22 protein-coding genes are annotated in these 25847 nt (G+C 73.9%); 7 read left to right on the forward strand and 15 right to left on the reverse strand.

Annotated features, from left to right (window positions below; genetic code table 11):
- Window positions 1-91: 91 nt before the first annotated feature.
- On the reverse strand, window positions 92-526 hold the full coding sequence (locus tag BJY14_RS19455; RefSeq protein ID WP_179844923.1) for a hypothetical protein: 435 nt from the start codon (window positions 524-526) through the stop codon (window positions 92-94).
- 92 nt (window positions 527-618) lie between these two features.
- The gene (locus BJY14_RS19460) at window positions 619-1827 is read right to left on the reverse strand and encodes an acetyl-CoA C-acetyltransferase (RefSeq protein ID WP_179844924.1); all 1209 of its coding nucleotides are present in this window, start codon (window positions 1825-1827) and stop codon (window positions 619-621) included.
- A 108-nt stretch (window positions 1828-1935) separates the two neighbouring features.
- Here BJY14_RS19460 and BJY14_RS19465 point away from each other — a divergent pair, with 108 nt between their 5' ends.
- The gene (locus BJY14_RS19465; RefSeq protein WP_218905503.1) at window positions 1936-3528 is read left to right on the forward strand and encodes a 3-hydroxyacyl-CoA dehydrogenase; all 1593 of its coding nucleotides are present in this window, start codon (window positions 1936-1938) and stop codon (window positions 3526-3528) included.
- A gap of 45 nt (window positions 3529-3573) precedes the next feature.
- Here BJY14_RS19465 and BJY14_RS19470 read toward each other — a convergent pair whose 3' ends face one another.
- Window positions 3574-5079, reverse strand: coding sequence for an MFS transporter (locus BJY14_RS19470; RefSeq protein ID WP_179844925.1), 1506 nt, complete (start codon window positions 5077-5079; stop codon window positions 3574-3576).
- Between the two features lie 101 nt (window positions 5080-5180).
- Here BJY14_RS19470 and BJY14_RS19475 point away from each other — a divergent pair, with 101 nt between their 5' ends.
- Window positions 5181-5900 (forward strand): TetR/AcrR family transcriptional regulator, encoded by a 720-nt coding sequence (locus BJY14_RS19475; protein ID WP_179844926.1) that lies wholly within the window; start codon window positions 5181-5183, stop codon window positions 5898-5900.
- Window positions 5901-5940: 40 nt separating this feature from the next.
- On the opposite strand, the gene BJY14_RS19480 is transcribed toward BJY14_RS19475, so the two are convergent.
- The 5 genes from BJY14_RS19480 to BJY14_RS19500 form a co-directional block, all read right to left on the reverse strand.
- Entirely contained in the window at window positions 5941-7167 is a 1227-nt protein-coding gene (locus BJY14_RS19480) for a CU044_5270 family protein (protein WP_179844927.1), read from the reverse strand.
- On the reverse strand, window positions 7164-7802 hold the full coding sequence (locus tag BJY14_RS19485) for an RNA polymerase sigma factor (RefSeq protein ID WP_179844928.1): 639 nt from the start codon (window positions 7800-7802) through the stop codon (window positions 7164-7166). Before BJY14_RS19485 ends, BJY14_RS19480 begins: the two co-directional genes overlap by 4 nt.
- 123 nt (window positions 7803-7925) lie before the next feature.
- Window positions 7926-9062, reverse strand: a complete 1137-nt coding sequence (locus tag BJY14_RS19490) for a CU044_5270 family protein (protein ID WP_179844929.1) — start codon at window positions 9060-9062, stop codon at window positions 7926-7928.
- Window positions 9055-9666 (reverse strand): RNA polymerase sigma factor, encoded by a 612-nt coding sequence (locus tag BJY14_RS19495; RefSeq protein WP_179844930.1) that lies wholly within the window; start codon window positions 9664-9666, stop codon window positions 9055-9057. Before BJY14_RS19495 ends, BJY14_RS19490 begins: the two co-directional genes overlap by 8 nt.
- Before the next feature lie 72 nt (window positions 9667-9738).
- Window positions 9739-13107 (reverse strand): S8 family serine peptidase, encoded by a 3369-nt coding sequence (locus BJY14_RS19500; RefSeq protein ID WP_179844931.1) that lies wholly within the window; start codon window positions 13105-13107, stop codon window positions 9739-9741.
- A gap of 277 nt (window positions 13108-13384) precedes the next feature.
- Here BJY14_RS19500 and dnaK point away from each other — a divergent pair, with 277 nt between their 5' ends.
- The 5 genes from dnaK (at window position 13385) to clpB (ending at window position 20500) form a co-directional block, all read left to right on the forward strand.
- A complete protein-coding gene (gene dnaK, locus BJY14_RS19505; protein WP_179844932.1) occupies window positions 13385-15250 on the forward strand; it encodes a molecular chaperone DnaK in 1866 nt (621 codons plus the stop codon).
- A gap of 151 nt (window positions 15251-15401) precedes the next feature.
- Window positions 15402-16055, forward strand: coding sequence for a nucleotide exchange factor GrpE (grpE, locus tag BJY14_RS19510; RefSeq protein ID WP_179844933.1), 654 nt, complete (start codon window positions 15402-15404; stop codon window positions 16053-16055).
- Window positions 16056-16140: 85 nt separating this feature from the next.
- Complete coding sequence (gene dnaJ / locus BJY14_RS19515) at window positions 16141-17316, forward strand: molecular chaperone DnaJ (RefSeq protein WP_179844934.1); 1176 nt, start codon at window positions 16141-16143, stop codon at window positions 17314-17316.
- 5 nt (window positions 17317-17321) lie between these two features.
- Complete coding sequence (locus BJY14_RS19520; protein WP_179844935.1) at window positions 17322-17768, forward strand: heat shock protein transcriptional repressor HspR; 447 nt, start codon at window positions 17322-17324, stop codon at window positions 17766-17768.
- Window positions 17769-17872: 104 nt separating this feature from the next.
- Window positions 17873-20500 carry an ATP-dependent chaperone ClpB gene (gene clpB, locus BJY14_RS19525; protein ID WP_179844936.1) on the forward strand — a complete coding sequence of 876 codons (2628 nt, stop codon included), beginning with the start codon at window positions 17873-17875 and terminating at the stop codon, window positions 20498-20500.
- A 99-nt stretch (window positions 20501-20599) separates the two neighbouring features.
- Here the strand turns inward: clpB and BJY14_RS19530 are convergent, their stop codons facing one another.
- The 7 genes from BJY14_RS19530 to BJY14_RS19560 form a co-directional block, all read right to left on the reverse strand.
- Window positions 20600-20971, reverse strand: a complete 372-nt coding sequence (locus tag BJY14_RS19530; protein WP_179844937.1) for a hypothetical protein — start codon at window positions 20969-20971, stop codon at window positions 20600-20602.
- Between the two features lie 69 nt (window positions 20972-21040).
- Complete coding sequence (locus BJY14_RS19535; RefSeq protein WP_179844938.1) at window positions 21041-21496, reverse strand: roadblock/LC7 domain-containing protein; 456 nt, start codon at window positions 21494-21496, stop codon at window positions 21041-21043.
- Window positions 21497-21542: 46 nt separating this feature from the next.
- The gene (locus tag BJY14_RS19540; protein WP_179844939.1) at window positions 21543-22271 is read right to left on the reverse strand and encodes a hypothetical protein; all 729 of its coding nucleotides are present in this window, start codon (window positions 22269-22271) and stop codon (window positions 21543-21545) included.
- A 1-nt stretch (window position 22272) separates the two neighbouring features.
- Window positions 22273-22746 (reverse strand): hypothetical protein, encoded by a 474-nt coding sequence (locus BJY14_RS19545; protein ID WP_246395989.1) that lies wholly within the window; start codon window positions 22744-22746, stop codon window positions 22273-22275.
- A gap of 112 nt (window positions 22747-22858) precedes the next feature.
- Window positions 22859-24103 (reverse strand): RNA polymerase sigma factor, encoded by a 1245-nt coding sequence (locus BJY14_RS19550; RefSeq protein WP_312879313.1) that lies wholly within the window; start codon window positions 24101-24103, stop codon window positions 22859-22861.
- Entirely contained in the window at window positions 24082-24432 is a 351-nt protein-coding gene (locus BJY14_RS19555) for a YciI family protein (protein ID WP_179844940.1), read from the reverse strand. Before BJY14_RS19555 ends, BJY14_RS19550 begins: the two co-directional genes overlap by 22 nt.
- A gap of 10 nt (window positions 24433-24442) precedes the next feature.
- A complete protein-coding gene (locus tag BJY14_RS19560) occupies window positions 24443-25843 on the reverse strand; it encodes an MFS transporter (protein ID WP_179844941.1) in 1401 nt (466 codons plus the stop codon).
- Between the last annotated feature and the right edge of the window lie 4 nt (window positions 25844-25847).

Consider the following 25847-nt stretch of genomic DNA (forward strand, 5'->3'; position numbering starts at 1 on the left):
AGACGTCACGGGCCGCCCTCGTGTTCGGGCGAGGGGCGCCGTCGCCTTCACGGTGCCCGCAGGGCGGGCACGGTGAAAGGCAGGGCGCGGATCAGATGATGCCGCTGGTGTAGATCTTCGTGTACGCCTGGCTGCCGACGAAGGGGTTGTTGACAGCCCACAGGTAGCCGTTCTGGTATTCCGGCACGTCGAAGTCGCACATCACCCAGCCGCCCGCCGCACCGCGGGTGTTGAAGCATTCCCGGTACCACGAAGCGGACGGTTCGTTGTCCTGGAGCGTGGCGGCGGCGGACGCTCCGTTCGCCTTGGTGTCCTTCACCCACACCTTGTCCCCGTACTCGGCGAAGCAGGCTTTCGCGCCGCTCGTCGACACGCACCAGACGCTGGAGCCGTCCTCGGCGGGCGGCGCGCCGCTCGGCTTGCCCGTCGCGGCCGATGCCGCGCCCGCCGTCACGGCCGCCGCCCCGGCGCTGATCAGCACCGCGGTCGCGGGAACCACCACCAGTGCGCGCACCAACCTGTTCATGCACTTCCCTTCCGCTGCCCGGCGGACTCATCGGTCCTGGTGACCCGCGACATACAACCAGGATGATCAGCGGGGGCGCCACCGGGGGCGGGTCAGACGCGTTCGAAGACGGCGGCGAGGCCCTGGCCTCCGCCGATGCACATGGTCTCCAGGCCGTAGCGGGCCCCGCGGCGGTCCATCTCGCGGGCGAGGGTGGCGAGGATGCGGGCGCCGGTCGCGCCGACGGGGTGGCCGAGGGAGATGCCGGAGCCGTGCACGTTGACGCGGTCCCAGTCGGCGTCCTTGAGGCCCCATTCGCGGGTGACGGCGAGGACCTGCGCGGCGAACGCCTCGTTGAGCTCGATGAGGTCCATGTCGGCGAGGGTGAGGCCCGCGGCGTCCAGGGCCTTGGCGGTGGCGGGGACGGGCCCGATGCCCATCGTCTCGGGCGGCACCCCGGCGCGGCCCCAGGACACGAGCCGGACGAGGGGGCGCAGGCCCAGTTCGGCGGCGCGTTCGGGCGTGGTGACCACGCAGGCGGCGGCCGCGTCGTTCTGGCCGCTGGCGTTGCCCGCCGTCACGGTGGCCTCGGGGTCCTTCTTGCCGAGGACGGGACGCAGTTCCGCGAGGCCCTCGACCGTGGTTCCGGGGCGCGGGTGCTCGTCGGTGTCCACGACCGTGTCGCCCTTCCGCGACCGGACGGTCACCGGGACGATCTCCTCGGCGAACACCCCCGACCGCTGGGCGGCGACGGCGCGCTCGTGGGACCGGACCGCCAGCTCGTCCTGCTCCCAGCGCCCGATGCCGTACTCCCGGCGCAGGTTCTCGGCGGTCTCCAGCATCCCGCCCGGAACGGGGTGGTTGACGCCGCCGGCGGTGACGCGGCCCTGCGCGAGCGCGTCGTGGAGTTCGAGGGACGGCCCGCGCACGCCCCAGCGCGCCGCCGTCGTGTAGAACGGCGCGCCGCTCATGCTCTCCGTCCCGCCCGCGACGATCACATCGCCGGCGCCGGTCTGGATCTGCATGGCGGCGTTCAGGACGGCCTGGAGCCCGGATCCGCACCGCCGGTCGAGCTGGGTGCCGCCGACGGTGACGGGGAGCCCGGCGTCCAGCGCGGCGACGCGACCGATGGCGGGGGCGTCGGAGGTGGGGTAGCAGTGCCCGAGGATCACCTCGTCGATCGCGTCGCCGGGCAGGCCGGTCCGCTCGACCAGGGCGCGGACGACGGCGGCGGCGAGCTCGGCGGCCGTGACGGTCTTGAGCGCCCCGCCGAACCGGCCGATGGGGGTACGCAGCGGCTCGCAGATCACCGCGTCGCGCATGGTGGGCTCCTCGGGATGGGGTCGCGGGCACTTCGCAGGGTACGGCCCCTCGCCCGGGTGGGCGGAGTGCGGGCTTCCGCCCAGTGGAGGGTTGAATGCTGGGTACCCATGGGCGAACCGGGACATGGGCCGGAGGGCTGGGCGAGCGCGGGAGGCGACGTGGAGCAGTGGGCGGGCCGGGCGACGACGATCCGGGTGATCGGAACGGGGGCGATGGGGCGCGGGATCGCGCAGCTCGCCGCGGCGGGCGGGCTGACGGTGGAGCTGGCCGACATCCGGACGCGGGCCGTGATGGAGGCGGCCGAGTACGTCGGGGCCATGTTCGACAGGCTCGCCGCGAAGGGGCGCATGACGGCGGCCGACGCGGAGGCGGCGAAGGGGCGGCTCCGGCCGGTCGGCGAACCGCTCACCCCGTTCCAGGACTGCGACCTCGTCGTGGAGGCCGTCCGGGAGGACATGGAGACCAAGCGGGAACTGTTCAGGTCGCTGGAGAAGGTCTGCCCGGAGCACACGGTCCTCGCGACGAACACCAGCTCGCTGCCGGTGACGGCGATCGCCGCCGCGCTGGAGGACCCGTCCAGGGTGGCGGGGCTGCACTTCTTCAACCCGGTGCCGCTGATGAAGCTCGTCGAGGTGATTCCGGGGGCGCGCACGGCCGAGTGGATCCCGGACGCGCTCGCCGACCTGGTGAGGCGCCTCGGTCACACTCCCGTGCTCGCGCCTGACGCGCCGGGCTTCCTCGTCAACCACGCTGGGCGCGGCCTGGTGACGGAGGCGTTGCAGATCCTCTCCGAGGGCGTCGCCGAGCCCGTGGACATCGACCGCATCGCGCGGGACGTCCTCGGCCTGAAGATGGGCCCGTGCGAACTGCTCGACCTGACCGGGATGGACGTGTCGCACCCGGTGATGGAGTCCATCTGGACGGGCTTCTACACCGAGCCGCGGTTCCGTCCGTCCAGGATCGGCAGGGCGCGGCTTGAGGCAGGGCTCCTCGGACGCAAGACCGGCGAGGGCTTCTACAAGTACGTGGACGGGGAGAAGCAGGAACCCGCCGAGCCCGGCGCTCCGGCCACCGACCTCCGGCCCGTCTGGTTCCAGGAGCCGCAGCACCGCGAGACGCTGGGAATGCTGCTGTCCGAGGCCGGGGTGGACGTCGAGGCGGGTGACGAACCGTCCGAGGAGGCCGTCCTGCTGGTCGACGCCGCGACGGACATGAGCGTCGCGAGCCAGGTCGGCAACGGTCTCCCCGGGGAGCGGACCCTGGGGATCGACGGGTTCTTCGGGTTCTTCGACCGGATCACCCTCACCGTGCAGCCCGCGCTCGCCCCGGAGGCGGGCCGCGCGGCGCTCGCCGCCCTCCTCGCCACGGGGCGGCCGGTGACCGTCGTGCGGGACGCGCCCGTCGCCGTCGCGCCACGGCTGCTGGCGTCGATCGTCAATGTGGGCTGCGGCATCGCCGAGCAGCGGCTGGCCAGCCCCGCCGACATCGACACCGCCGTCCGGCTCGGGCTCGGCTACCCGCGCGGGCCGCTGGAGTGGGGCGACCACGTGGGCGCCGAGCGGGTCCTCGAAGTCCTGGAGCAGATGCACGACGCGACCGGCGACCCGCGTTACCGTCCGAGCGGCTGGCTGACCGAGCGTGTCTCACTCGGCCTGCCGCTCACCGAGACGGGCACCGCCCCGTCCGACCTCCTCTCCTGACGGCCCGCTTCACCGAGTCGCGGACGCGGTGCCTCCGGATCGCTTTCACCCGGTTTCGGCGGCCTTCATTTCGGGGGCCGCTTCCGCGGGCGCGGGGCGGCGGGCGCGCACGACGAAGGCGGCGAACAGGGCGGCGGCCAGCATCGCGCCGCACGCGGCGAGCGAGGCGGCCGAGACCGCGTGGGCGAAGGCGTCGCGGGCGGCGCGGGCGAGGCCGGGGTCGCCGATCGCCAGGGCCTCGCCGAGCGAGTGGCGGGCGGCGGCGGGAGCGGAGCCCGGCAGGTCGCGGGCGTAGGCGGCGGAGACGAGGCTGCCGAGGACGGCGACGCCGAGCGCGCTGCCCAGCTCCTGACCTGCGTCGTTCACCGCCGAGCCGACCCCGGCCTCCTCGGGCGGGACGGCGGCCATGAGCGTGCTGTAGGCGGGCGGTGTGCCGAGCCCGGCGCCGAAGCCGAGGACGACGAGCCCGATCGCGAGCGCGGCGTAGCCGTCGTCCGGTCCGGTCAGCCCGAGGGCCAGGAAACCGGCCGCGGTGACCGAGAACCCGGCGACGAGGGCGGGACGGGCGCCGGAACGCGCCTCCAGCGACGCGCCGAGCCCGTTGCCGAGGGCGGCGGAGACGGCGACGGGCAGCAGCGCGAGCCCGGCCTTGAGCGGCCCGTAGCCGTGCACGAACTGGAGCAGCTGGGTGAGGGCGAACAGCATCCCGGCCAGCGCGAAACCGAACAGCGCGATCATGGCGGCGGCCCCGGAGAAGTCGCGGTCGCGCAGCAGCCGCAGGTCGAGCATCGGCTCGGGATTGCGGTGCTGCCACGCGGCGAACAGGCCGAGGGCGGCGGCACCGGCGGCCAGCCCGCCGAGCGTGCGGGCGCCGGTCCAGCCGTGCGCCGGGCCGCAGATGACCGCCCAGACCAGTGCCGACATCCCCGCCGTGGACAGCACGGCGCCGGGCACGTCCGGGCGGCGGCGCGGCCCGCGCGACTCGGGGACGAGGACGAGCAGCCCGGCGACGGCGGCCACGGCGACGGGGACGTTCACCAGGAAGACCGAGCCCCACCAGAAGTGCTCCAGCAGGAACCCGCCGAGCGTCGGCCCGGCGGCGAGCCCGACCATGGACGTCGCGCCCCAGATCGCGAACGCCTTGGCGCGCTCGTCCGGTCCGAACACCACCGCCATGATCGACAGCGTCCCCGGCATGAGGAACGCGCCTCCGGCGCCCATCAGCGCCCGCGTCGCGACGAGCTGGGCGGGGTTTCCCGCGAAGGCGGCCAGCAGGGACCCGGCCCCGAACAGCGCGAAGCCGATCAGCATCGCGCGGCGGCGCCCGTACCGGTCGCCCAGGCCGCCCGCGGTGATCAGCAGCCCGGCGAACACCAGCGAGTAGGCGTCGATCACCCACTGGACGTCGGACGTGGTGGCGTCGAGGTCCCGGAGCAGGGACGGGATCGCCACGTTGAGGATCGTGTTGTCGACCACGACGACGAACAGGCCGAGGCACAGCACGCCGAGGATCTGCCAGCGCCGGGGATGCGGGGACGGGGGCTCGTCCATTGATCACTCCTGTCGTACAGCGTTCGAGTTGGCTCGCACACTGTACGAGCGAACTCGTACAGTGTTCAAGTCCCGGTACCCTGTACGAGAGCGAGGGAGGCATGCCGGTGGGCGAGGAGAGCAGGGCGCCGTCCGTCTGGGTGCGGCCGGAGCGCGCGCGGCGGGGCCGGCCCGCCCTCGGCCGGACGCAGATCGTCGACGCCGCGCTCGACCTGCTGGACGCCGAGGGGCTGGACGGCCTCAGCATGCGCCGGCTCGGCACCCGCCTGAACGCGGGCGCGACCTCGGTGTACTGGCACGTCGCGAACAAGGACGAGCTGCTGGAGCTCGCCCTCGACCGCGTCATGGCCGAGGTGGAGGTCCCGTCCGGGGACGGCTGGCGGGCCGCCGCGACCGGCTACGCGCGCAGCCTCCGCGCGATGATCCACCGGCATCCGTGGACGGTGACGCTGTTCGGCGGCCGCCCGATGATCGGCCCGAACGCGACCCGCGTGCTGGACGAGGTCCTCGCCGCGTTCGGGTCCGCCGGGTTCACCGGTTTCGACCTGGAGTACGCGTGGTCGGCGGTGGTCGACTACGTCATCGGCGCGGCCGGGAGCGAGGCGAGCTGGCAGCGCGCCCAGCCCGGAACGTCCGCCGCCGAATGGGTCGAGAACCTCGCCCCGTACCTGGACCGGCTGGACGGGGAGCGCCCCGGTCTCGCGTCCCACATCCGCGAGATCTGGATGAAGGAGACCGGCGACGTCCTGGAGGGCCGCTTCGCGTTCGGGCTCGCCTGCGTCCTCGACGGACTGGAAGCGCGCAGGCCCCCCGCCCAGTAGCGGGCGGAGGGCCTGCGGCGGAAGCCGGCCGGGAGCCGGTTCAGAAGGGCAGCTCCGCGGGCGGCTTCGGCCTGGCGTCGCTCCACCCCGCCGAGCGGACAGCCTGGTACTCGATGACGAAGCCCGGCTTCATCTGCGCGTACGGGCCGCCCGGCCGGGTCAGCACGTACTGCCGGGACAGCAGCGCGCCGGTCCGCTCGTCGAAGACGATCGTCTGGCGGGCGCGGTAGGTCCCCTGCTCGTCCTTCGGCGTGCCGTACTCCCCGGTGATCGTGACGTCGCGTTCGCCGGCCGCGAGCGCGACGCCCCGGCGGCCCAGCGGGTCGGTGACGCGGCCGACCGCGTGGACGCCCGGCTGCGCGGCCAGCGCCTTCATCAAGCCCGACCGCACCTTCGGCGGGAGCGGGGTGCCGAGCAGCGCCGACACCCGCATGATCTTGAGGGTGGCGAGCTGCCCGGGTCCCATCCGCAGCTTCTCGGCCTTCGCCCGCTTCGGGGCGAGGCCCGCCGCCCGCCCCATCGCGTCGTCGTCCAGGAACATCGCGGCGAGCTTGGCCGGGTCGGTCGGCAGGTTCCGCAGCTCCTCGACCGACTTGTCGAGGAACGTCCCACCGCCCTGCGGGTCGAGGCCGACCTCGGGGCCTTCCGACCGCCATTTCGTCGCCCTGGTGCTGTAGGTGTAGTAGTGGTCGTTGGACCAGACGCGGATGGCCGACGGCGATCCGGCCTTGCGCCACAGCGCCTCGTCCTGCGGTGTCTGCGGACGCGCCGGCAGGTCACGGCTGTAGTACGCCTCCCCCATCCCCTTCTTCGCGCCGGCCCAGTTGAACGTCTCGTCGTGCGCACCGAAGATCGCGTACGTTCCGGTCTTCGCCCGCACCACGTACGCCTGGCCGCTGAGCCTCTCGGCGGACCAGTAGTTGCCCGTCGGCTGCTCGGCGGCCTTGTCCGCCGCCACCAGCACCGCCTGCCTGCCCAGGTCGACGGAGGCGGGCGGCGCGTCCGGCGGCGACCCCGGGGAGCCCTGGCCGGTGGCCACGATGGCGACGGCGGCCGCCGCTCCGGCCGCGACGAGCCCGGTGCCCAGCCGGGCCGGCCAACCGAAGCGCCGCGGGCGCGTCCGGGACGGCCGGGCGCGCCTCCCGCCCGGCGCCATCGCGTCCTCCAGCCTGGCCAGCGCCCGCGCCGACGCCTCCGCCGACGGGGGCGGCGGCTCGCCCAGCAGCCGCCGGACCCGGGCCGTCTCGTTCATGTCGATCTCGTTCACGCGGGCGTCTCCTCAACGATCAGCGCGGGATGGGTTCCGCCGAGCGACTCCCTCAGGCGGCGCCGGGCACGGTGCAGGCGGGACGCGACGGTGCCCGTCTTGAGGCCGAGCGCCTGCCCGACCTCCTCGTAGGTCAGGTCGGCCAAAGCCACCAGCAGCAGGACGTCCCGGTCCCCGCGCGGCAGCCCGGCCAGGGCGTCGGCGAGGTCCGCGCCCGCGCCGCCGGCGGTGACGCGCGCCGTGACCCGGTCCTCGTGGCCGTCCTGGAGGCGCTCGGCGGGGGTGCGCGCGAGCGCCCGGTAGCGGCGCCCCTCCGTGCGCCGGTGCAGCCCGATCAGCCGGGTCGCGATCCCGTACAGCCACGGGCGGACCGAGCCGCGGTCGGGGTCGAACCGGCCGCGCTTGTCGAACGCCGCGAGGAAGGTCTCGGCGGCGATGTCGTCGGCCGCGTCGACGCCGAGGCGCCGCGCCGCGTACCCGTGGATCGCGGCGAAGTGGCGGTGGAAGATCTCCGCGAACGCGGCGGGCTCGCGCCGCGACCGGACGATCGCCGCCGCGTCCGAGGCGTCGGAGCCGGACGCGTCCGGCTCCGCACCGGACCGGGACCCGGGATCCGGCGGGTGGTGGTGGGCCATGGGGGTGATCCTCGTCGTCGGGGGAGTGCTCGGTCACCCGGTTCTCAACCGATCCCCCGATCACCCTTCACGCGCGAACGCCCCCCGCCCGGGCGGAGGGCGGAGGGCGTTCACGGTCTCAGGTCAGGAGGGGAGCCCCGAGGGCGGCTTCGGCATGGTGTCCGTCCAGCCCGAGTCGCGCACGGCCCAGTAGCCGATCACGAAGCCGGGCTCGCGCGTCCGGTAGGCGCCGCCGGGCCGCGTCAGCACCCGCTGCTCGGCGAGCAGCATGCCGTCGCGCCGGTCGAACACCAGCTCGGAGCGGACGCGGTACTCGCCCTGCTCCTGCGGTGGCGCGCCAAGCCCGGCGTCCACGCGCACCGGTTCGTCGGCCGCGGCGAGCGCGACGCCGGTGCGGCCGAGCGGGTCGGTGGCCCGGCCGACCGCGCGGATGCCGGGCTGCGCGGCGAGGGCCCGCATCAGTCCCGCGCGCACCTTCGGGGGCAGCGGTGACAGCTCCAGCAGGTCCGAGGTGACCAGCATCTTGTCGGACGGGCTCATCGGGCGGCCCGCCGGGACGGGGACCCCGGCCTTCCCACCGGAGTCGAAGAACATCTTCGCGAGCGCGCCGGGGTCGGTGGGCAGCTCCTGGATCCGCGCCACCGTCATCGTCCTGCCGCCCACGAGGAACGTGCCGCCCCGGGACGCGCCCTCGCGGTTCGCCTTCCACTGCGTGGTGCCGCGCGTGTAGGTGGAGTAGTGGTCCTTCTCCCAGACCCGGAAGGTCCCCGGAGACCCGGCGCGCTTCCACGCGGCCGCGTCCTGCGGGGTGAGCGGACGGGCCGGCAGGTCCCGCCCGTAGAACGCCCCACCGTCACCGGTCCTGGCGCCCGCCCACTGGAACCCCTCGCTGTGCGCGCCGACGATCGCGTACTCGCCCGACTCCGGCCGCATGAGGAACGACCGGCCCTGGATCTGGTCGGAGAACCAGTACCGGCCGGTCGGCTGCGCGGCGGCCCTCTCCGCCGCCGCGAGCACGGCCCGCTTGCCGAGGTCGACCGCGGGCGGAGCGGGCGAGCCGGATCCCGTGACGGTCACGGCGATCGCCACGGCCGCGCCCGCGGCGACCAGGCCGAGCCCGGCCCTGAACCGCCATCCGACCCGGACGCGGCGGCGGGACGCCGGCTCCTCGAACACCCGGGCCCGGGCCTCGGTCATCTCCCGCAGCGCCGGCGGCGCGGGCTCCCCGTACGCCTCGCGGATCATGCTGAGCTCATCCATGGTCGTCCTCCTGAACCTGTGCGGGGTCGGTGCCGCCGAGCGCCGCGCGCACCTTCTTCCTGGCCCGGCTGAGCCGCGACCCGACCGTCCCGTACGGGATGCCGAGGGCGGCCGCGATCTCCTCGTGGGTGAGGTCGGCCAGCGCGACGAGCAGCAGCACGTCCCGCTCGCCCGCGGGGAGTGCGGCGAGCGCGCCGGCCAGCGGGCCGCGCAGGCCCTGCGCACTGACGCGGGCGTCCACCCGGTCCGCGTGCCCGCCCTCGTGCCGGCCGGGGCCGAGCCGCGCGCGGGCCCGCAGCCCGCGCACCTCGCCGCGCCGGTGCTTGCCGATGACGTTGGTCGCGATGCCGTAGAGCCAGGTCCGCACGTTCGCCCGCGCGGCGTCGTAGCGCTCCCGCCCGCGGAACGCCTCCAGGAAGGTCTGGGCGGCGGCGTCGGACGCGGCGTCCGGGCCGAGCCGCCTGGCGGCGTACCCGTGGATCTCGGCGAAGTAGGCGTCGAAGATCTCGCCGAACCGTTCGGGGTCGTTCAGGGACATCCGCAGGACGCCCGAGTGGTCGGCCCGCCCCCGGGGTGGGTCTGCGGTGAGGGGTTCCCCTGTCATGTGCTGCCTTTCCGTGGCGGATGGCGGTCACCTCGTATCACCCGGAACCCCTCACCGCTTTCGCGCCGCGGCCTACCGGACCCGGTAGGCGCGGATGATGCTCTGGTCGACGCCGCTGCCGCCCGCGTCGTTCGCGGTGACGCGCAGCGACACGGCCTGCCCCTTGACCGGCGCGGGGAGCGGCGCGCTGAACCGCCCGCCGCCGAGGGCCTTCACCTGGACGGCCCGCCAGGTCCCGCCGTCGTCCGCGGACGTCCAGAACCGCAGCCCGGTGACCTCGGCTCCGCCGGAGCCCGCCATCCGCGCGACGGTGAGCACGGCGGGCTCACCGGACGGCTGGTTGCGCAGGTCGAGGTTGAGGTCGTAGTCGACGAGGAGGAGCGGGAGGTTGGCGCTCTTGTGGCCGCGCGGCTCACCGGAGCGGAACGTCCACGACGTCGACGTGCGGGTCGACACCGGCAGGAAGGCCGACGCGTCGTTCTCGTACGTCAGCCGGTACGCCGCCTCCTTGGACGGGACGGTGAACTCGGCGAACGGGCCGTTCTTCTCACCCAGCTTCTCCTCCCCCGCGAACAGCGCCATGTGTCCCTTCACCTCGTGCATGGCGCAGTCGAAGCCGTCCGGACGGGTCTGGAGGTCGACGAGCGAGACGCGCATGCTCTGCCCGGTGCGGGCCGCGGGGTACCGGGCGCAGCCGCTGGGCGTGACCCCGGTACCCGAGTACGGGCCGGGACGCAGCGGCTGGCGGCCCCAGCGGTCGGAGACGCGCTCGCCCGGCTCCAGCGCGCCGAAGGGCCCTTGGTCCACCCAGAACTCCTCACCGAACTTGACGAACCCCTCGTCGCCCCACAGCAGGCCGGGGCCGGTCGAGACGTAGTCGGTCCGGGACGTTCCGGGCTTGACGTCACCGCTCCCCTCGAAGATCAGCAGACCCTCCGGGCTGATGCCGTAGCGCTTCTCGCTCATGGGGATGCCCGGGTCCCCGTCGAACGCGGCGAACTCCTGGTCGACCCGGGTCATCCGCTCCAGCTCGGCGCCGGTGACCACGTGCGTCAGGTCGGCGGGGATCCCGGCGCCCAGGGGGTGGAGGACGTCGTAGACCGTCCCGGGCGCGGTGAGCCGGTGGTTGGTGTAAGCGCGGAACGTCCCGGTCTCGACGCCGTCCATCGGCTGGGCGTACACGGGCGCCTTCGCGGGATCGAAGGAGTAGGCGCTGTACCACCACAGTCCCTGGCCGGCGTCGCGGACCATGTCCGCGGACAGCATCGCCTGCTCGGTCTCGACGCCCTCGACGCGCGCGCCGACCCGCACGGCGGCGGCGCCGTCGAGCGTGACGGACGTGGGCCCGTCGACGACCACCTCGGGGTCGCCGGCCAGGGCCGAGCGCCAGTCGCCGAAGTCGTCCACGTTGCCGAGGACCGCGTAGCGGCCGTCCGGGACGCGGACCTTCGCCGTCCCGGTGGCGTCGACCCCCTCGGCGAACAGCGCCATGTCGGCCAAGTCGACCACGGTGGCCGAGGCGGAGAAGTTCGCCGGGTCGGTGCCGGGCAGCGGCGTGGCCTTGATCGTGAGGTCGTGCGACGGGGGCTCGACGTAGAACGTCACGGGCGTTTCGAGCGTGGCGCCGCCGCCCGTGGCCGTCACCACGGCCGTGTACAGGCCGGGACGGCCGGCGAGCCTGGCCGCGTCGACGGTCAGCGCGGCCTCGCCGGTGCCGCCCGCCGGGACGTCCACGGCGGGCGGGACGCTCGCGGCGCCGTCCGCCTCGCGACCGCGGCGGTCGACGACCCGCACGCCCAGCCTCATGCGGACGGGCCTCGGGGCCTGGGACGTCCAGCCGAGCTTCGCGGACAGCGCACCGTGCTCGGGGAACCGCGACGTGCCGAGGTCGACGATGCTCTGCGTGGCGAGGACGGGGCTGGTCGCGGCCTCGCCCGCGTCGAGGCGTCCGGCGCCGCGCTCGTAGGCGTCGCCGCCGGTCGCGGGGTCGGCCGTCCCGACGAGGGCGGCCTTGAGCCGGGAGGGCCCCCAGTCCGAGTGCCGTGCGGCGAGCAGCGCGGCGGCGCCGGCGACGTGCGGCGCGGCCATGGAGGTGCCGGACGCCTTGGTGTAGTTCGCCCCGGTCGGGGTGCCCATGCCGGTGCCCTCGGCGCGGGCCGCGATGATGTCGACGCCCGGCGCGACGATCTCCGGTTTGGCGGTGTGCCCGCGCGGCCCCCGGCTGGAGAACTCCGCGAGGCGGTCGCGGGCGTCGACCGCGCCGACGGTCAGCGCGGCGCCGGCCGTGCCCGGCGAGCCGACCGACCCGACCAGGCCCTCGTTGCCCGCGGCGACGACGAACAACGTCCCGTGCCGCTTCGTCAGGTCGTTCAGGGCCAGCGAGAGGGGGTCGGTGCCGTCGGTGGGGGCGCCGCCGAGGCTCATGTTGACGACGTCGGCGCGCGGCGCGGCCCACTCCATCCCGGCGATCACGCTGGAGTCGGTGCCGGAGCCCTCGTCGTCGAGGACCTTGCCGATCAGCAGGTCCGCCCGCGGGGCGACGCCCCTGCGCTCGCCGCGGGAGGCGGCGCCCGTTCCGGCGACGGTCGAGGCGACGTGCGTGCCGTGCCCGACCCGGTCGGCGGCGTCGGCCGACTCGGAGAAGTTCCGCGTCTCGGCGATGCGCCCCTGGAGGTCGGGGTGCCCGGCGTCGACGCCGGTGTCGAGGACGGCGACCTTCGCGCCCTCGCCGGTGTATCCGGCGCTCCAGGCCTGAGGCGCGCCGACCTGCCGCAGGTTGCGGTCCAGCCGGCCCGCGCCGGGGGCGGCCGCGGGCGCCGCGGCGGCCGGGGCGGAGTTCGCCCTGACCTTGCCGTCGAGCCAGATGTGCCGGATCCCGCCCGTCGCCTTCAAGGAAGGGCCGCGCATCCCGGCCAGCGTCCTGCCGAGGACGCTCGCGCCGCCCTTGGGCTGCCGCACGGCGACGGCGCCGATGCTCGGCAGGTCCCGCGTCTTGTCGAGCGTTCCTCCGAGCGCCGGCAGGGGGCGGGCGTCCTTGCCGCCCTGGACGATCAGCGGCAGGTCCTTGCTGCGAGCGTCGTCATAGCCCTGATCGACCAGGGCGGTGACGTCGAAGAGCTCGGGGGCGATCACCCGCCCGACCAGGCCGGCGACGTCGATCGGCGTGACGACGACGTGCCCGTCCGGGCGGACCTCCTTGCGGAACGAGCGTTCCTCCCTCCCGGCGGCGGGGGTCACCGAGACCAGGGGCGGACGGCCCTTGACCGTCCGCACTTCGACCACGTCCCCCGTCAGGAGGGTCACCTTCCAGGAGTGGCCGGGGGCGAGCCCGCCCGGACCCCCGGGTCCGGGGGGTGATGCGTGCGCCGGGGGCGCCGCCGCGAGCGCCCCCGCCGTGAGGACCGCGCCGAGCAGCGCCCGGCTCCAGCGTCCCTGTGTCATCGAGACTCCTCTCGTCGCTACTGATCAGCCGGAGGAGCCGATCGCGTTCACGAGAGAAGTCCGGAGCATCCAGATATCACGGGCATCGCCGGGAACCGGAATAGGGCGCTCACTCGTCCTGTTGTAGAGGTCGTCAGCAAAGTTGAGTCCGGTCGACTCAAGTCATTTGACAAGGACGAGGTCGCCGGGCAACCTAGCGGGCAGAAGACTCAACCGGCCGCGCCTCGGGGGCGACCGGGGCTGCGATAACCACCGGATACGACGGAGGACGAGAAACATGGCACGTGCGGTCGGCATCGACCTCGGGACGACCAACTCGGTCGTCGCGATCCTGGAGGGCGGCGAGCCCACCGTCATCGCGAACGCGGAGGGGTCGCGGACCACGCCGTCCGTCGTCGCCTTCGCCAAGAACGGCGAGGTCCTGGTCGGCGAGGTCGCCAAGCGCCAGGCGGTGACCAACGTCGACCGGACGATCCGGTCGGTCAAGCGCGAGATGGGCACCGACTGGAAGACCAAGATCGACGACAAGGACTTCAACCCGCAGCAGATCAGCGCGTTCGTGCTGCAGAAGCTCAAGCGGGACGCCGAGTCCTACCTGGGCGAGACGGTCACCGACGCGGTCATCACCGTCCCCGCCTACTTCTCCGACCACCAGCGGCAGGCCACCAAGGAGGCCGGCCAGATCGCGGGCCTGAACGTCCTGCGCATCATCAACGAGCCGACCTCGGCGGCGCTGGCCTACCACCTGGAGAAGGAGAACGAGGCCACCATCCTGGTCTTCGACCTCGGCGGCGGCACGTTCGACGTGTCCCTGCTGGAGGTCGGCGACGGCGTGGTCGAGGTGAAGGCCACCAGCGGCGACAACCACCTCGGCGGCGACGACTGGGACAACAAGGTCGTCGACTGGCTCGTCGAGCGGTTCAAGAACGCCAACGGCGTCGACCTGTCCAAGGACAAGATGGCGCTGCAGCGGCTGCGCGAGGCCGCGGAGAAGGCCAAGATCGAGCTGTCCGGCTCGTCCGAGACGCAGATCAACCTGCCCTACATCACCGCGTCCGCCGAGGGCCCGCTGCACCTGGACGAGAAGCTCACCCGCGCCGAGTTCCAGCGGATGACCTCCGACCTCCTGGAGCGCACCAAGGCGCCGTTCCAGCAGGTGCTCAAGGACGCCGGCATCTCGGTGAACGAGATCGACCAGGTCGTCATGGTCGGCGGTTCCACCCGGATGCCCGCCGTCTCCGAGCTGGTCAAGGAGCTGACCGGCGGCAAGGAGCCGAACAAGGGCGTCAACCCCGACGAGGTCGTCGCGATCGGCGCCAGCCTCCAGGCCGGCGTGCTCAAGGGCGAGGTCAAGGACGTCCTGCTGCTGGACGTGACCCCGCTGAGCCTCGGCATCGAGACCAAGGGCGGCATCTTCACCAAGATCATCGAGCGGAACACCACGATCCCGACCAAGCGGTCGGAGACGTTCACCACCGCCGACGACAACCAGCCGTCCGTGGAGATCCAGGTCTACCAGGGCGAGCGCGAGATCGCCGCGTACAACAAGAAGCTCGGCACGTTCCAGCTCACCGGTCTGCCGCCGGCGCCGCGCGGCGTCCCGCAGATCGAGGTCACCTTCGACATCGACGCCAACGGCATCGTGAACGTCAGCGCGAAGGACCAGGGCACCGGTCGCGAGCAGTCGATGGTCATCACGGGCGGCAGCGCGCTGCCCAAGGACGACATCGAGAAGATGATGCGCGACGCCGAGCAGTTCGCCGAGGAGGACCGCCGGCGCAAGGAGGAGGCCGAGGTCCGCAACCAGGCCGACACCCTCGCGTACTCGACCGAGAAGTTCCTGCGGGAGAACGACGAGAAGGTCCCCGCGGAGCTCAAGACCGAGGTGAACGACGCGATCGCCGAGGTCAAGAAGGCCCTGGAGGGCACCGACGTCGACGCGATCAAGGGCAGCGCCGAGAAGCTCGCGCAGGTGAGCCAGAAGATGGGCGCCGCCATGTACGCGCAGAACCCCGAGGGCGCGCAGGCCGGCGGCGAGGACCACGGGCCGACGGCCGGCGCCCAGGGCGGCGAGCCGCAGGACGACGAGGTCGTCGACGCCGAGATCGTCGACGAGGACAAGCCGAAGGAGGAGGGCCGATGACCGCAGCGAAGCGAGGATCTTCGGCCCTCCACCCCGGGGGTCTGGGGGGCGTCCCCCAGAAGGGCGGTGAGCCGATGACCGCAGCGAAGCGAGGATCTTCGGCCCTCCACCCCGGGGGTCTGGGGGGCGTCCCCCAGAAGGGCGGTGCGTCGTGACGTCCTCTCCCAACGGGGGCGAGGAGAAGGAGGGCCCGGTGATCCGCGACAAGCGGCGCATCGATCCCGAGACGGGGGAGGTCCGGGCGCAGGCGGGGGAGACCCCGCAGGCCCAGGAGGCCCCGGTGGACGGGGGCGGCGCCAAGGCCACGGGTGAGGAGGACTCCGCGTTGAAGACCCAGCTGGCGGAGCGGCTCGCCGACCTCCAGCGCCTGAAGGCCGAGTACGACAACTACCGCAAGCGCGTCGAGCGCGACCGGGTCGCGGTCCGCGAGCAGGCCCTCGGGCAGGTGCTGACCGAGCTGCTCCCGGTGCTGGACGACATCGGCCGCGCCCGTGACCACGAGGAGCTCACCGGCGGGTTCAAGTCCGTCGCGGAGAGCCTCGAGGCGGTCACCGGCAAGCTCGGCCTGGAGCGGTACGGGGAGAAGGGCGAGCCCTTCGACCCGGTCGTGCACGAGGCGCTGATGCACTCGCATTCGGCGGACGTGACCGAGACGAGCGTCACCGACGTCCTGCAGCCCGGCTACCGGATCGGCGAGCGGGTCCTGCGGCCCGCCCGCGTGGCGGTGGCCGATCCCGCTCCGGACTCCGGAGCCGGCGAGTCCGGCGACGGGCCGGGCGAGGCGGACGGCGAAACGGACGAATGATCCCCAGGGGGGCCCGCCCGCGAGGGCGGGCCCCGCAGGGGCCTGAAGACATGTGGCAAGTGGCGATAGCAGAAGGCGGGGCGCCGTGAGCACCAAGGACTACCTGGAGAAGGACTACTACAAGGTCCTCGGTGTCGCGAAGACGGCCTCCCAGGAGGAGATCAAGAAGTCCTACCGGAAGCTGGCCCGCAAGTACCACCCGGACGCCAACAAGGGCGACTCCGACGCCGAGGACCGCTTCAAGGAGGTCTCGGAGGCCTACGACGTCCTGTCCGACGAGAAGCGCCGCAAGGAGTACGACGCGGTGCGCTCGATGCCGGGCGGCTTCCGCGGCCAGCAGGGCGGCGGCTTCGGGTTCGACCTCGGCGACCTGTTCGGCCAGACCGGCGGCGGGACGCAGCCGGGCGGCGCCGGGGAGCGGATCGGCGACCTGTTCGGCGGCCTGTTCGGCGGGCGCGGCGGCGGCGGGGCCACCCGCACGGCGGGGACGCGGCGCGCGCGGCGCGGCGCGGACGTCGAGACCGAGGTGACCCTGTCGTTCGGCCGCGCGATGAACGGCGTCACCGTACCGATCAAGCTGACCAGCGAGGCGGCCTGCAACGGCTGCCGCGGGACGGGCGCCAAGGCCGGCACCGTGCCGCGGGTGTGCCCGAGCTGCGAGGGCACCGGGCACGAGACCCGCAACCTCGGCAACTTCGGCTTCCAGGAGCCGTGCAAGGAGTGCCGCGGCCGGGGCCTGGTCGTGGACGACCCGTGCCCGATCTGCCACGGCAGCGGCCGCGCGACCGGCACCCGGACCATCCAGGCCCGCATCCCGGCGGGCGTCGCGGACGGGCAGAAGATCCGGTTGAAGGGCAAGGGCGCGCCCGGCGAGAACGGCGGCCCGGCCGGCGACCTGTACGTGAACATCAAGGTGCTGCCGCACCAGGTGTTCGGGCGCAGCGGCGACAACCTGACGCTGACCGTCCCGGTGACCTTCCCCGAGGCGGCGCTCGGCGGCGAGATCAGGGTGCCGACCTTCCAGGGGCAGCCCGTCACGCTGAAGCTGCCCGAGGGCACCCCGAACGGCCGGAAGTTCCGCGTGAAGGGCCGGGGCGCGCCGCGGCGCGACGGCACGAAGGGCGACCTGCTGGTCACCGTCGACGTGCACGTCCCGCAGAAGCTCGACGAGCAGACGCGCGAGGCGCTCGACCGGCTCCGGACGGCGGGCGCGGGCGAGGACCTGCGCGCCGACCTCCTCCAGCAGGCCAGACAGGAGTGATCTTCATGGATCCCTTCGGCGACGACACTCCGGTCTACGTGATCTCCGTGGCGGCGCAGCTGTCCGGGCTCCACCCGCAGACGCTGCGCACCTACGACCGGATGGGCCTGGTGTCCCCCGGCCGGACGGCGGGCCGGGGACGCCGCTACTCGATGCGGGACATCGTGATGCTCCGGGAGATCCAGCGGCTCTCCCAGGAGGAGGGCATCAACCTGTCCGGCATCAAGCACATCCTGGAGCTGCAGCGCGACAACGTGCGGCTCCGCGAGGAGCTCGCCAAGGCGCACGCGGCGCTGGAGGACCTCGCGAACGAACTCGAATCGACCCGTGCGGTCGCGGCGCGGCTGGCGCAGCAGCGGCGGCACGGCGAACCGGGCGGCACTCCCGGCGCCGACCTCGTACCCATCAGGCGCACGAGTGTCGTCGTGTGGCACGAGCGCAACTCGGACTGAACAGGGCGGTTGTCGGGGGTCTGGGGGTCGTCCCCCAGAAGGAACAGGCGGTTGTCGGGGGTCTGGGGGTCGTCCCCCAGAAGGAACAGAGCACGGGGTGGGGCATGGACTACAAGCTGACGCAGAAGAGCCAGGAGGCGCTGTCGGTCGCGGTCCGCAGGGCGGCGGCCGAGGGGCACCCCGAGGTGGAGCCGCAGCACCTGCTGGTGGCGCTGATCGGGCTGCCGGACGGGACGGCGGTGCCGCTGCTGGAGGCGGTCGGGGCCGACTGGCAGGTGATCCGCAGGCGGGCGGAGGAGCGGCTCGCGGGGATGCCGAAGGCGCAGGGGTCGACGGTGGCGACGCCGCGGCTGTCCGGCCAGCTCCAGCGGTCGATCAACACGGCCGCCAACCGCGCGCAGCAGCTGGAGGACGAATACGTCTCGACCGAGCACCTGCTGGTCGGGCTGGCGGCGGACGGTGGTCCGGCGGCGGGCCTGCTGAAGGAGTTCGGCGCGACGCCGGAGGCGCTGCTCGACGCGTTCGAGAAGGTGCGCGGCCACGCCCGCGTCACCAGCGAGAACCCCGAGGGCACCTACCAGTCGCTGGAGAAGTACGGCGTCGACCTGACGGCGGCCGCGCGTGACGGCCGGCTCGACCCGGTCATCGGCCGCGACTCGGAGATCCGCCGGGTGATCCAGGTGCTGTCGCGCCGGACGAAGAACAACCCGGTGCTGATCGGCGAGCCCGGCGTGGGCAAGACGGCCGTGGTGGAGGGCCTGGCGCAGCGGATCGTCGCGGGCGACGTCCCCGAGTCGCTGCGCGGCAAGCGGCTGGTCTCGCTGGACCTCGGCGCGATGGTCGCGGGCGCGAAGTACCGCGGCGAGTTCGAGGAGCGGCTGAAGGCCGTCCTGAACGAGATCAAGCAGAGCGAGGGGCAGGTCGTCACGTTCATCGACGAGCTGCACACCGTCGTCGGGGCGGGCGCGGCCGAGGGCGCGATGGACGCCGGCAACATGCTGAAGCCGATGCTGGCCCGCGGCGAGCTGCGGATGATCGGCGCGACGACGCTGGACGAGTACCGGGAGCGGATCGAGAAGGACGCCGCCCTGGAGCGCCGGTTCCAGCAGGTGTTCGTCGGGGAGCCGACCGTCGAGGACACGATCGCGATCCTGCGCGGGCTGAAGGGCCGGTACGAGGCGCACCACAAGGTGCAGATCAACGACTCGGCGATGGTGGCGGCGGCGACGCTGTCCGACCGCTACATCACGTCCCGGTTCCTGCCGGACAAGGCGATCGACCTGGTGGACGAGGCCGCGTCCCGGCTGCGCATGGAGATCGACTCCCGGCCGGTCGAGATCGACGAGCTGCAGCGCGCCGTCGACCGGCTGAAGATGGAGCAGATGAACCTGGAGAAGGAGACCGACGAGGCGTCCCGGCAGCGCCTCGAACGGCTCCGCGCCGACCTCGCCGACCGGCAGGAGCAGCTGAGCGGCCTGAACGCCCGCTGGCAGCGGGAGAAGTCGGAGCTGAACCGGGTCGGCGAGATCAAGGAGCGGATCGACCAGCTGCGCGGGGAGGCGGCGCGGGCCGAGCGCGACGGCGACCTGGAGACGTCCTCGCGGCTCGTCTACGGCGAGATCCCGGCGCTGGAGAAGCAGCTGGAGGAGGCGGCGGAGGCGACCGAGACCCGCGACACGATGGTCAAGGAGGAGGTCGGCCCGGACGACGTCGCCGACGTGGTCGCGTCCTGGACGGGCATCCCGGCGGGGCGGCTCCTCGAAGGCGAGACCGCGAAGCTGCTGCGCATGGAGGACGACCTCGGCCACCGGCTGATCGGGCAGGAGACCGCGGTCCGCACGGTGTCGGACGCGGTGCGCCGCGCCCGCGCGGGCATCTCCGACCCCGACCGCCCGACCGGCTCGTTCCTGTTCCTCGGTCCGACGGGCGTCGGCAAGACGGAGCTGGCGAAGGCGCTGGCGGAGTTCCTGTTCGACGACGAGCGGGCGATGACCCGCATCGACATGAGCGAGTACTCCGAGAAGCACAGCGTCGCCCGCCTGGTCGGCGCGCCGCCCGGATACATCGGCTACGAGGAGGGCGGCCAGCTCACCGAGGCCGTCCGGCGCCGCCCGTACTCGGCGGTCCTGCTGGACGAGGTGGAGAAGGCGCACCCGGAGGTCTTCGACATCCTGCTCCAGGTGCTGGACGACGGCCGCCTCACCGACGGCCAGGGCCGCACGGTCGACTTCCGCAACACGATCCTGATCCTCACCTCCAACATCGGGTCGCAGTTCCTGGTCGACCCGGCGCTGGAGAACGGGGCCAAGCGGGAGGCGGTGTGGAACGCCGTCCGGAACTCGTTCAAGCCGGAGTTCCTCAACCGCCTCGACGACGTGATCCTGTTCGACGCCCTGTCGACCGACGAGCTGACCCGCATCGTCGACCTCCAGGTGGACCGGCTGGCCGACCGCCTGGCCGACCGGCAGCTCACGCTGCGGGTCACGCCCGCGGCCCGCGAGTGGCTGGCGCTGACCGGCTACGACCCGCTGTACGGCGCGCGCCCGCTGCGCCGCCTCGTGCAGACGGCGATCGGCGACCAGCTCGCCCGCGAGCTGCTGTCCGGCGAGGTCCGCGACGGCGACGAGGTGGTCGTCGATCTGGACGAGGCCGCCGACCGCCTGACCGTCCAGCCGTCGAGCCGCCCGGCGCCGACGAGCCCGGCGTCGAACGGCCTGGACCTGACGAAGTGATCTGAACCTGACGAAGTGACCGTGAAGGCGGCCCCGGGCTCCCCGGGGCCGCCTTCACGGTTCTGCCGCTGTTCGCTGTGAGACGGACTCCGCGGCGGGTCAGACCTCGAGGCTTTCCTCGATCTCGCGGAGGCGGTGACGGGCCAGCGCCAGGTTGCCGCGGGCGCGGTCGAGGGCCATGTAGAGGAACAGGCCCTTGCCCTTGCGGCCCGTGACCGGCCGGATGACGTGGTACTGGCTGGAGATGCTGATGAGGATGTCCTCGATCTCCTCCTGGATGCCGAGCTGGTCCATCGTGCGGAGCTTGGCGCGCACCACCTCGGTGTTCCCGGCGGCCGCGACCTGGAGGTCGAGGGTCTTGGAGCTGCCGAGCTGGCCGAGGGCCATCCCGCTGTTGTAGTCGACGACGGCGACGCCGATGGCCCCGTCGATCGTCATCATGTCCTTGAGGGCGAGGTCGAGGTTGGACATCGTGCTCCCCTTTCCTGGTCGTGAATGTCGTGTTCTCGTGGGTGTGCGCTGTCGGGGGGCGGCGCGCCGTCAGGGGCGGCGCGCGCCCGTGAGGCAGGCGGCGATGGCGCGGGCGGCGGGCCGCGACTCCAGGTGGAGGCGGCCCACGTTGACGTCCGGGTCGGCGAGGACGGTGAGGGACGCGGTGGGGCCGGCCGCGTAGATGACCACGTAGCCGTCCACGCCGCGGATCACGACCTCGTGGAAGGCGCCGCCGTGCGCGGTCTGCGCGATCCGGTGCGCGAGCGACAGGCCCGTCGCCGTCACGGCCGCCATGCCGGCGGGTTCGACCGACCCGGGCAGGTCGTGCGCGATGAGCAGCCCGTCCACGGAGGCCACGAGGCTCCCGCCGAGCTGCGGGACGCGGGCCCGCAGCGACCTCAGCTCGCCCGCGACCGCCTGCTCCGTCGCCCGCGCCGCCGCCGCGCCCGCGGCCGGTGCGCCCGGCCCCGCGGCCGGCGTGCCCGCCCCCGCTCGTCTCGCCACCTTCGCCAGCCTTTCGATCAAGTGAGCCACCCGGTCCCCAGCACGGTCAGCGGAGCTCCACCAGCGCCGCGTGGAGCCGGACGAGCAGGTCGTGGTCCGTGGGCGCCCAGTCCGCCGGCGCCCAGCCGGCGGGGACGTCGTCGCGGACGGGCGCTGCGGGCGCTGCGGGCGCTGCGGGCGCCTCCCGGACGGGCGCGGCGCCGAACCCGTCGGGCGGGCCGATCCGGAGCAGCGACGCCGCGGCGAGCCCGCGCACGGCGAGCAGGCACGCGAACACCGTCCGCCCGAGCTCGCGGGCGAGCTGCGGAGGGGTGCGTCTGCCGTCTGCGTTGAGCAGGATCTCCGCCTGGAGGCCGGTCAGGATGACGCGCTGCCGCGTGACGCGCCGGACCGGCACCACCGGGGCGACGTCCACGCTCCCGTCGGGCCAGGCGGCGTCGAGGAGGGCGCGGCGGCGGCGCTGCTCGTGGACGAGCGTCGCCACCGTCACCCGCCGGGGGCCGCCGCCCGGCGGCCCCTCGGTGAACTCCGGCTCGGCCCGCGAGGCGAGCAGGAGGCAGGCGGCGTCGAACATCGCGAGCAGCGCCGCCAGTTCCGGGTCGGGCCCGTCCGGCAGGTCGCCGGGCCCCGGCGCGTGCCGGCTCTCGGCGAGGGTGACGGCCCCGCGGTCGACGTGGAACGCGCCGTCGGCGCCCACCCGCAGCAGGCCGGTGGCCTTTTCCCGTTCCAGGGACGCCAGGGCGCCGGCGACCCGTCCCGCGTTCGCGTCCGCCATGTCATCCGCCCGTGATCTCGCCGAGGAGATCGCGCATGCGGAGCCGGGCGAGCGCGATGTTCCCCGTTTCCCGATCGAGCAGTAAATGGACGAAGAGATGTCCGTCGAGATTCGCTTCCGTAAGGACCATCAAGTGATATCCGTCCGTGCCGCAAACAATGATCTCCTCGACGTCGTCCCCCGCCGCGGTGGCGCTGAGCGCCGGCGACGCCAGCACCGCCCGCACCACGTCGGTCGCGCCGGCCGCGTCCTCGTGCTGGTCGAGGACGTCCTCCCGGCCGGCGGCCGCCACGGCGAGCCCGCTGGCGCAGTCGACCAGCGTGACCCGCCGCGCCCCCGGAATGGTCATCATCGACGCGAGGCATCCGTCAATGCCCAAGCCCGTTTCCCCACCGAATGAGAGTTGCAAGAACTCGACCATAGCCAGAACATTGCCGCCCGCAACGCCAATCCGTAAATTTCCCGCGACAATCATCTATGGGGTATAAATACCAACCGGTATGACGGGCGGTCAGGGTCGGTGTGGAGCACCGCCCCCCGGAATCGGTTCCCTCCGCGCCGCCGGTTGGGGGTCGTCCGCAACCGCGTCAGCCGGCGCGCCGGACCTCGCCGAGGCGGCGCGCCAGGTACCGGCGGTCGGCGTCGGCGCGGGACAGCGCGAGCGCCTCCCGGTAGGCCGCGGCGGCCTCCTCCCGCCGGCCGAGGCGGCGCAGGAGGTCCGCGCGGGTGGCGTGGAGCAGGTGGTAACCCTCCAGGCCCTCGACGCGGTCGACCAGGGCCAGGCCCGCCAGGGCCCCGTCCGCCATCGCCACCGCGACGGCCCGGTTGAGCCGGACGACGGGCCCGGGGCTCATCGCTTCGAGCCGCCCGTACAGGGCGGCGATCTGCGGCCAGTCGGTCTCGCCCGCCGTGCGCGCGGTGCCGTGGCACGCGGCGATGGCCGCCTGCACCTGGTAGGGGCCGGGTTCGCCCCGGCGGAGGGCCTCGTCCACGAGCGCGGCGCCCTCGGCGATCGCCGCGCGGTCCCAGCGGCTCCGGTCCTGGTCCTCCAGGGCGACCAGGTCGCCGGCCCCGTCCGTCCTGGCGGCGTGCCGGGAGTGCTGGAGCAGCAGGAGCGCGAGGAGGCCGGTGACCTCCGGGTCGTCCGGGGCCAGGTCGTGCAGGAGGCGGGCGAGGCGGATCGCCTCCCCGCACAGGCCGGAGCGCACCGGGTCCGAGCCCTCGGTCGCCGCGTACCCCTCGTTGAACAGCAGGTACACGACGCCCAGCACGGACGCGGTGCGCTCGGCCAGCAGGTGGGCGGGCGGCACCCGGTACGGGACGCCCGCCTGGCGGATCTTGCGCTTGGCCCGGACGAGCCGCTGCGCCATCGCGGGCTCGGCGACCAGGAACGCCCGCGCGATCTCCCCGGTGGTCAGGCCGAGGACCGTGCGCAGCGTGAGCGCCACGCGGGCCTCGACCGGCAGCGCCGGATGGCAGCAGGTGTAGATCAGCCGGAGCCGGTCGTCGGGTAGACCGCCCTGGTCCGGCCGCGCCGACGTGTCCGCCATCGTCCCCAGCTCCCTGAGCTTCGCGGTCTCCGTCTTGCCGCGCCGGATCCGGTTCAGCGCGTGGTTGCGGGCCGTCGTCGTCAGCCAGGCGCCGGGCCGGCGCGGCACCCCGTCCCGCGGCCAGCGTTCGAGGGCGCGCGCGAACGCCTCCTGGGCGCACTCCTCGGCGAGGTCCCAGTCGCCCGTCATGCGGATGAGGGTCGCGACGACCCGGCCCCACTCCTCGCGGAAGGCCGCCGCGACCGCGCGTCCGGTCTCCGTCAGTCCTCCCCGAACGGCCACAGCGGCCGTACCTCGATCGACCCGAGCCGCGCCGACGGGTGCCGGGACGCGATGTCGAGCGCCTCCTCCAGGTCGGCGCAGTCGATCAGGTCGAAGCCGAGGATCTGCTCCTTGGTCTCGGCGAACGGCCCGTCCGACAGCAGCGTCTCGCCGTCCCGCACGCGGACGGTCGTCGCGGTGCCGGTGGGGCGCAGCCGGTCGCCGAACCTCCGGACGCCCCGGCCGTCCATCTCCTTCACCCACGCCTCGGTGTCGGCGATCACCGCGGCCAGCTCGGCGGGGGACGGCTCCCACTCCTCGTTCCCGCAGATCAGCATCAGGTAGTGCATCGTTCCTCCTCTATCGGGTTGTGACCTTCACCGGCTCGGAAACTCGTCGCCGGGCCGGCGTCCTGAGCAGGGCGGCCGCGACCGCGGCGCCCGCGAGGGCGATCCCGCCCGAGGCGGCGAACGCCGCGCGGAACCCGGCGTCGGGCCCGGTCCCGTCCGCCCAGGACAGGACGGCGGTGGACGCGACGGCCACGCCGAACGCGCCGCCGAACTGGAACGCGGCCGTGTTGATCCCAGACGCCAGGCCCGCGTCGCCCTCGGCGCCCCCGGCCAGCGCGGCGACCGACCCGGCCACCCCGGACGCCCCGAGCCCGAGTCCGAGCAGCGCCAGGCCGGGCAGCAGGACGCTCGCGTAGCCGCCCGCGGGCACGCGGGCCAGCACGAGGCAGCCCGCCGCCATGACCGCCAGCCCCGCCGGCGCGACCGCCCGCACGGTGGCCCGCCGGAGCGCCGCCTGCGCCGCGGCCGACCCGGCGACCGCCGCGAGCGGCAGCACCGCCGTGGCGAACCCGAACGCGAGCGGCGAGTAGCCGAGGACGTCCTGCGCGTACCGGGACAGCGCGAGCGACGTCCCGAACACCGCCATCGCCGCGGCCAGCGTGACCACGTTCCCGCCGGTGAGGCGGCGGGAACGGAACGTGCGCAGCGGGACGAGCGGCGCCCGCGAGCGCGACTCGGCGAGCACGAACGCCACCCCGGCGACGACCGCGACCGCGAGCGACCCGGCCGTCCAGGCGCTCGTCCAGCCCGTCTCGGGGATCCGGACGACCCCGTACACCGTCGCCGAGGCCGCGAGCGTCACGGTCAGCGCGCCCACCGGGTCGTAGCCGCGGCGCGCCCCGCCCCGGCTCTCGTCGAGCAGCGACGGCCCGAGGGCGAGCAGCAGCACCGCGGCCGGCACGTTCAGGAAGAAGATCGACCGCCAGCCGAGCCCGCCGGTGAGCGGGCCGCCGACCAGCAGCGCCGCGGTCGCGCCGAACCCGCCCACACTGGCCCACACGGCGATCGCCCGGTTCCGCGCCGGCCCCTCGGCGAAGGTCGCGGTCAGGATCGACAGCGCGCTCGGCGCCATCAGCGCCGCCGACACCCCCTGCGCGACCCGGGCGCCGATCAGCGCCCCGCCGTTCCAGGCCGACCCGCACAGCAGCGACGCCACGAGGAACAGCCCCGTCCCGGCGAGGAAGGTCCTGCGCCGCCCGGCCAGGTCCGCCGTCCTGCCGCCGAGCAGCAGCAGGCCGCCGAAGCCGAGCAGGTAGGCGCTCATCACCCACTGCGCCCCGCCGCCGGTGAACCCCAGGTCGCGCTCGACCGACGGCAGCGCCAGCAGCACGATCTGCGAGTCGAGCACCACCATGAAGTTCGCCGCGCAGAGCAGCCCGAGCGCCGCCCACCGGCGCGTGTCCGCGTCCATGTCT

The sequence above is a fragment of the Actinomadura luteofluorescens genome (genome assembly GCF_013409365.1).
GTDB classification, from domain to species: Bacteria; Actinomycetota; Actinomycetes; order Streptosporangiales; family Streptosporangiaceae; genus Spirillospora; species Spirillospora luteofluorescens.

Coding starts and splice junctions, on each gene's coding strand:
- BJY14_RS19500 (WP_179844931.1), bottom strand. CDS start 13,107: ATGACACAGGGACGCTGGAGCCGGGCGCTGCTCGGCGCGGTCCTCACG.
- BJY14_RS19485 (WP_179844928.1), bottom strand. CDS start 7,802: ATGGCCCACCACCACCCGCCGGATCCCGGGTCCCGGTCCGGTGCGGAG.
- BJY14_RS19465 (WP_218905503.1), top strand. CDS start 1,936: ATGGGCGAACCGGGACATGGGCCGGAGGGCTGGGCGAGCGCGGGAGGC.
- BJY14_RS19540 (WP_179844939.1), bottom strand. CDS start 22,271: ATGGCGGACGCGAACGCGGGACGGGTCGCCGGCGCCCTGGCGTCCCTG.
- BJY14_RS19490 (WP_179844929.1), bottom strand. CDS start 9,062: ATGGATGAGCTCAGCATGATCCGCGAGGCGTACGGGGAGCCCGCGCCG.
- dnaK (WP_179844932.1), top strand. CDS start 13,385: ATGGCACGTGCGGTCGGCATCGACCTCGGGACGACCAACTCGGTCGTC.
- clpB (WP_179844936.1), top strand. CDS start 17,873: ATGGACTACAAGCTGACGCAGAAGAGCCAGGAGGCGCTGTCGGTCGCG.
- BJY14_RS19495 (WP_179844930.1), bottom strand. CDS start 9,666: ATGACAGGGGAACCCCTCACCGCAGACCCACCCCGGGGGCGGGCCGAC.
- BJY14_RS19530 (WP_179844937.1), bottom strand. CDS start 20,971: ATGTCCAACCTCGACCTCGCCCTCAAGGACATGATGACGATCGACGGG.
- BJY14_RS19460 (WP_179844924.1), bottom strand. CDS start 1,827: ATGCGCGACGCGGTGATCTGCGAGCCGCTGCGTACCCCCATCGGCCGG.
- BJY14_RS19560 (WP_179844941.1), bottom strand. CDS start 25,843: ATGGACGCGGACACGCGCCGGTGGGCGGCGCTCGGGCTGCTCTGCGCG.
- BJY14_RS19555 (WP_179844940.1), bottom strand. CDS start 24,432: ATGCACTACCTGATGCTGATCTGCGGGAACGAGGAGTGGGAGCCGTCC.
- BJY14_RS19475 (WP_179844926.1), top strand. CDS start 5,181: ATGCCGGTGGGCGAGGAGAGCAGGGCGCCGTCCGTCTGGGTGCGGCCG.
- BJY14_RS19545 (WP_246395989.1), bottom strand. CDS start 22,746: ATGATTGTCGCGGGAAATTTACGGATTGGCGTTGCGGGCGGCAATGTT.
- BJY14_RS19520 (WP_179844935.1), top strand. CDS start 17,322: ATGGATCCCTTCGGCGACGACACTCCGGTCTACGTGATCTCCGTGGCG.
- BJY14_RS19455 (WP_179844923.1), bottom strand. CDS start 526: ATGAACAGGTTGGTGCGCGCACTGGTGGTGGTTCCCGCGACCGCGGTG.
- BJY14_RS19470 (WP_179844925.1), bottom strand. CDS start 5,079: ATGGACGAGCCCCCGTCCCCGCATCCCCGGCGCTGGCAGATCCTCGGC.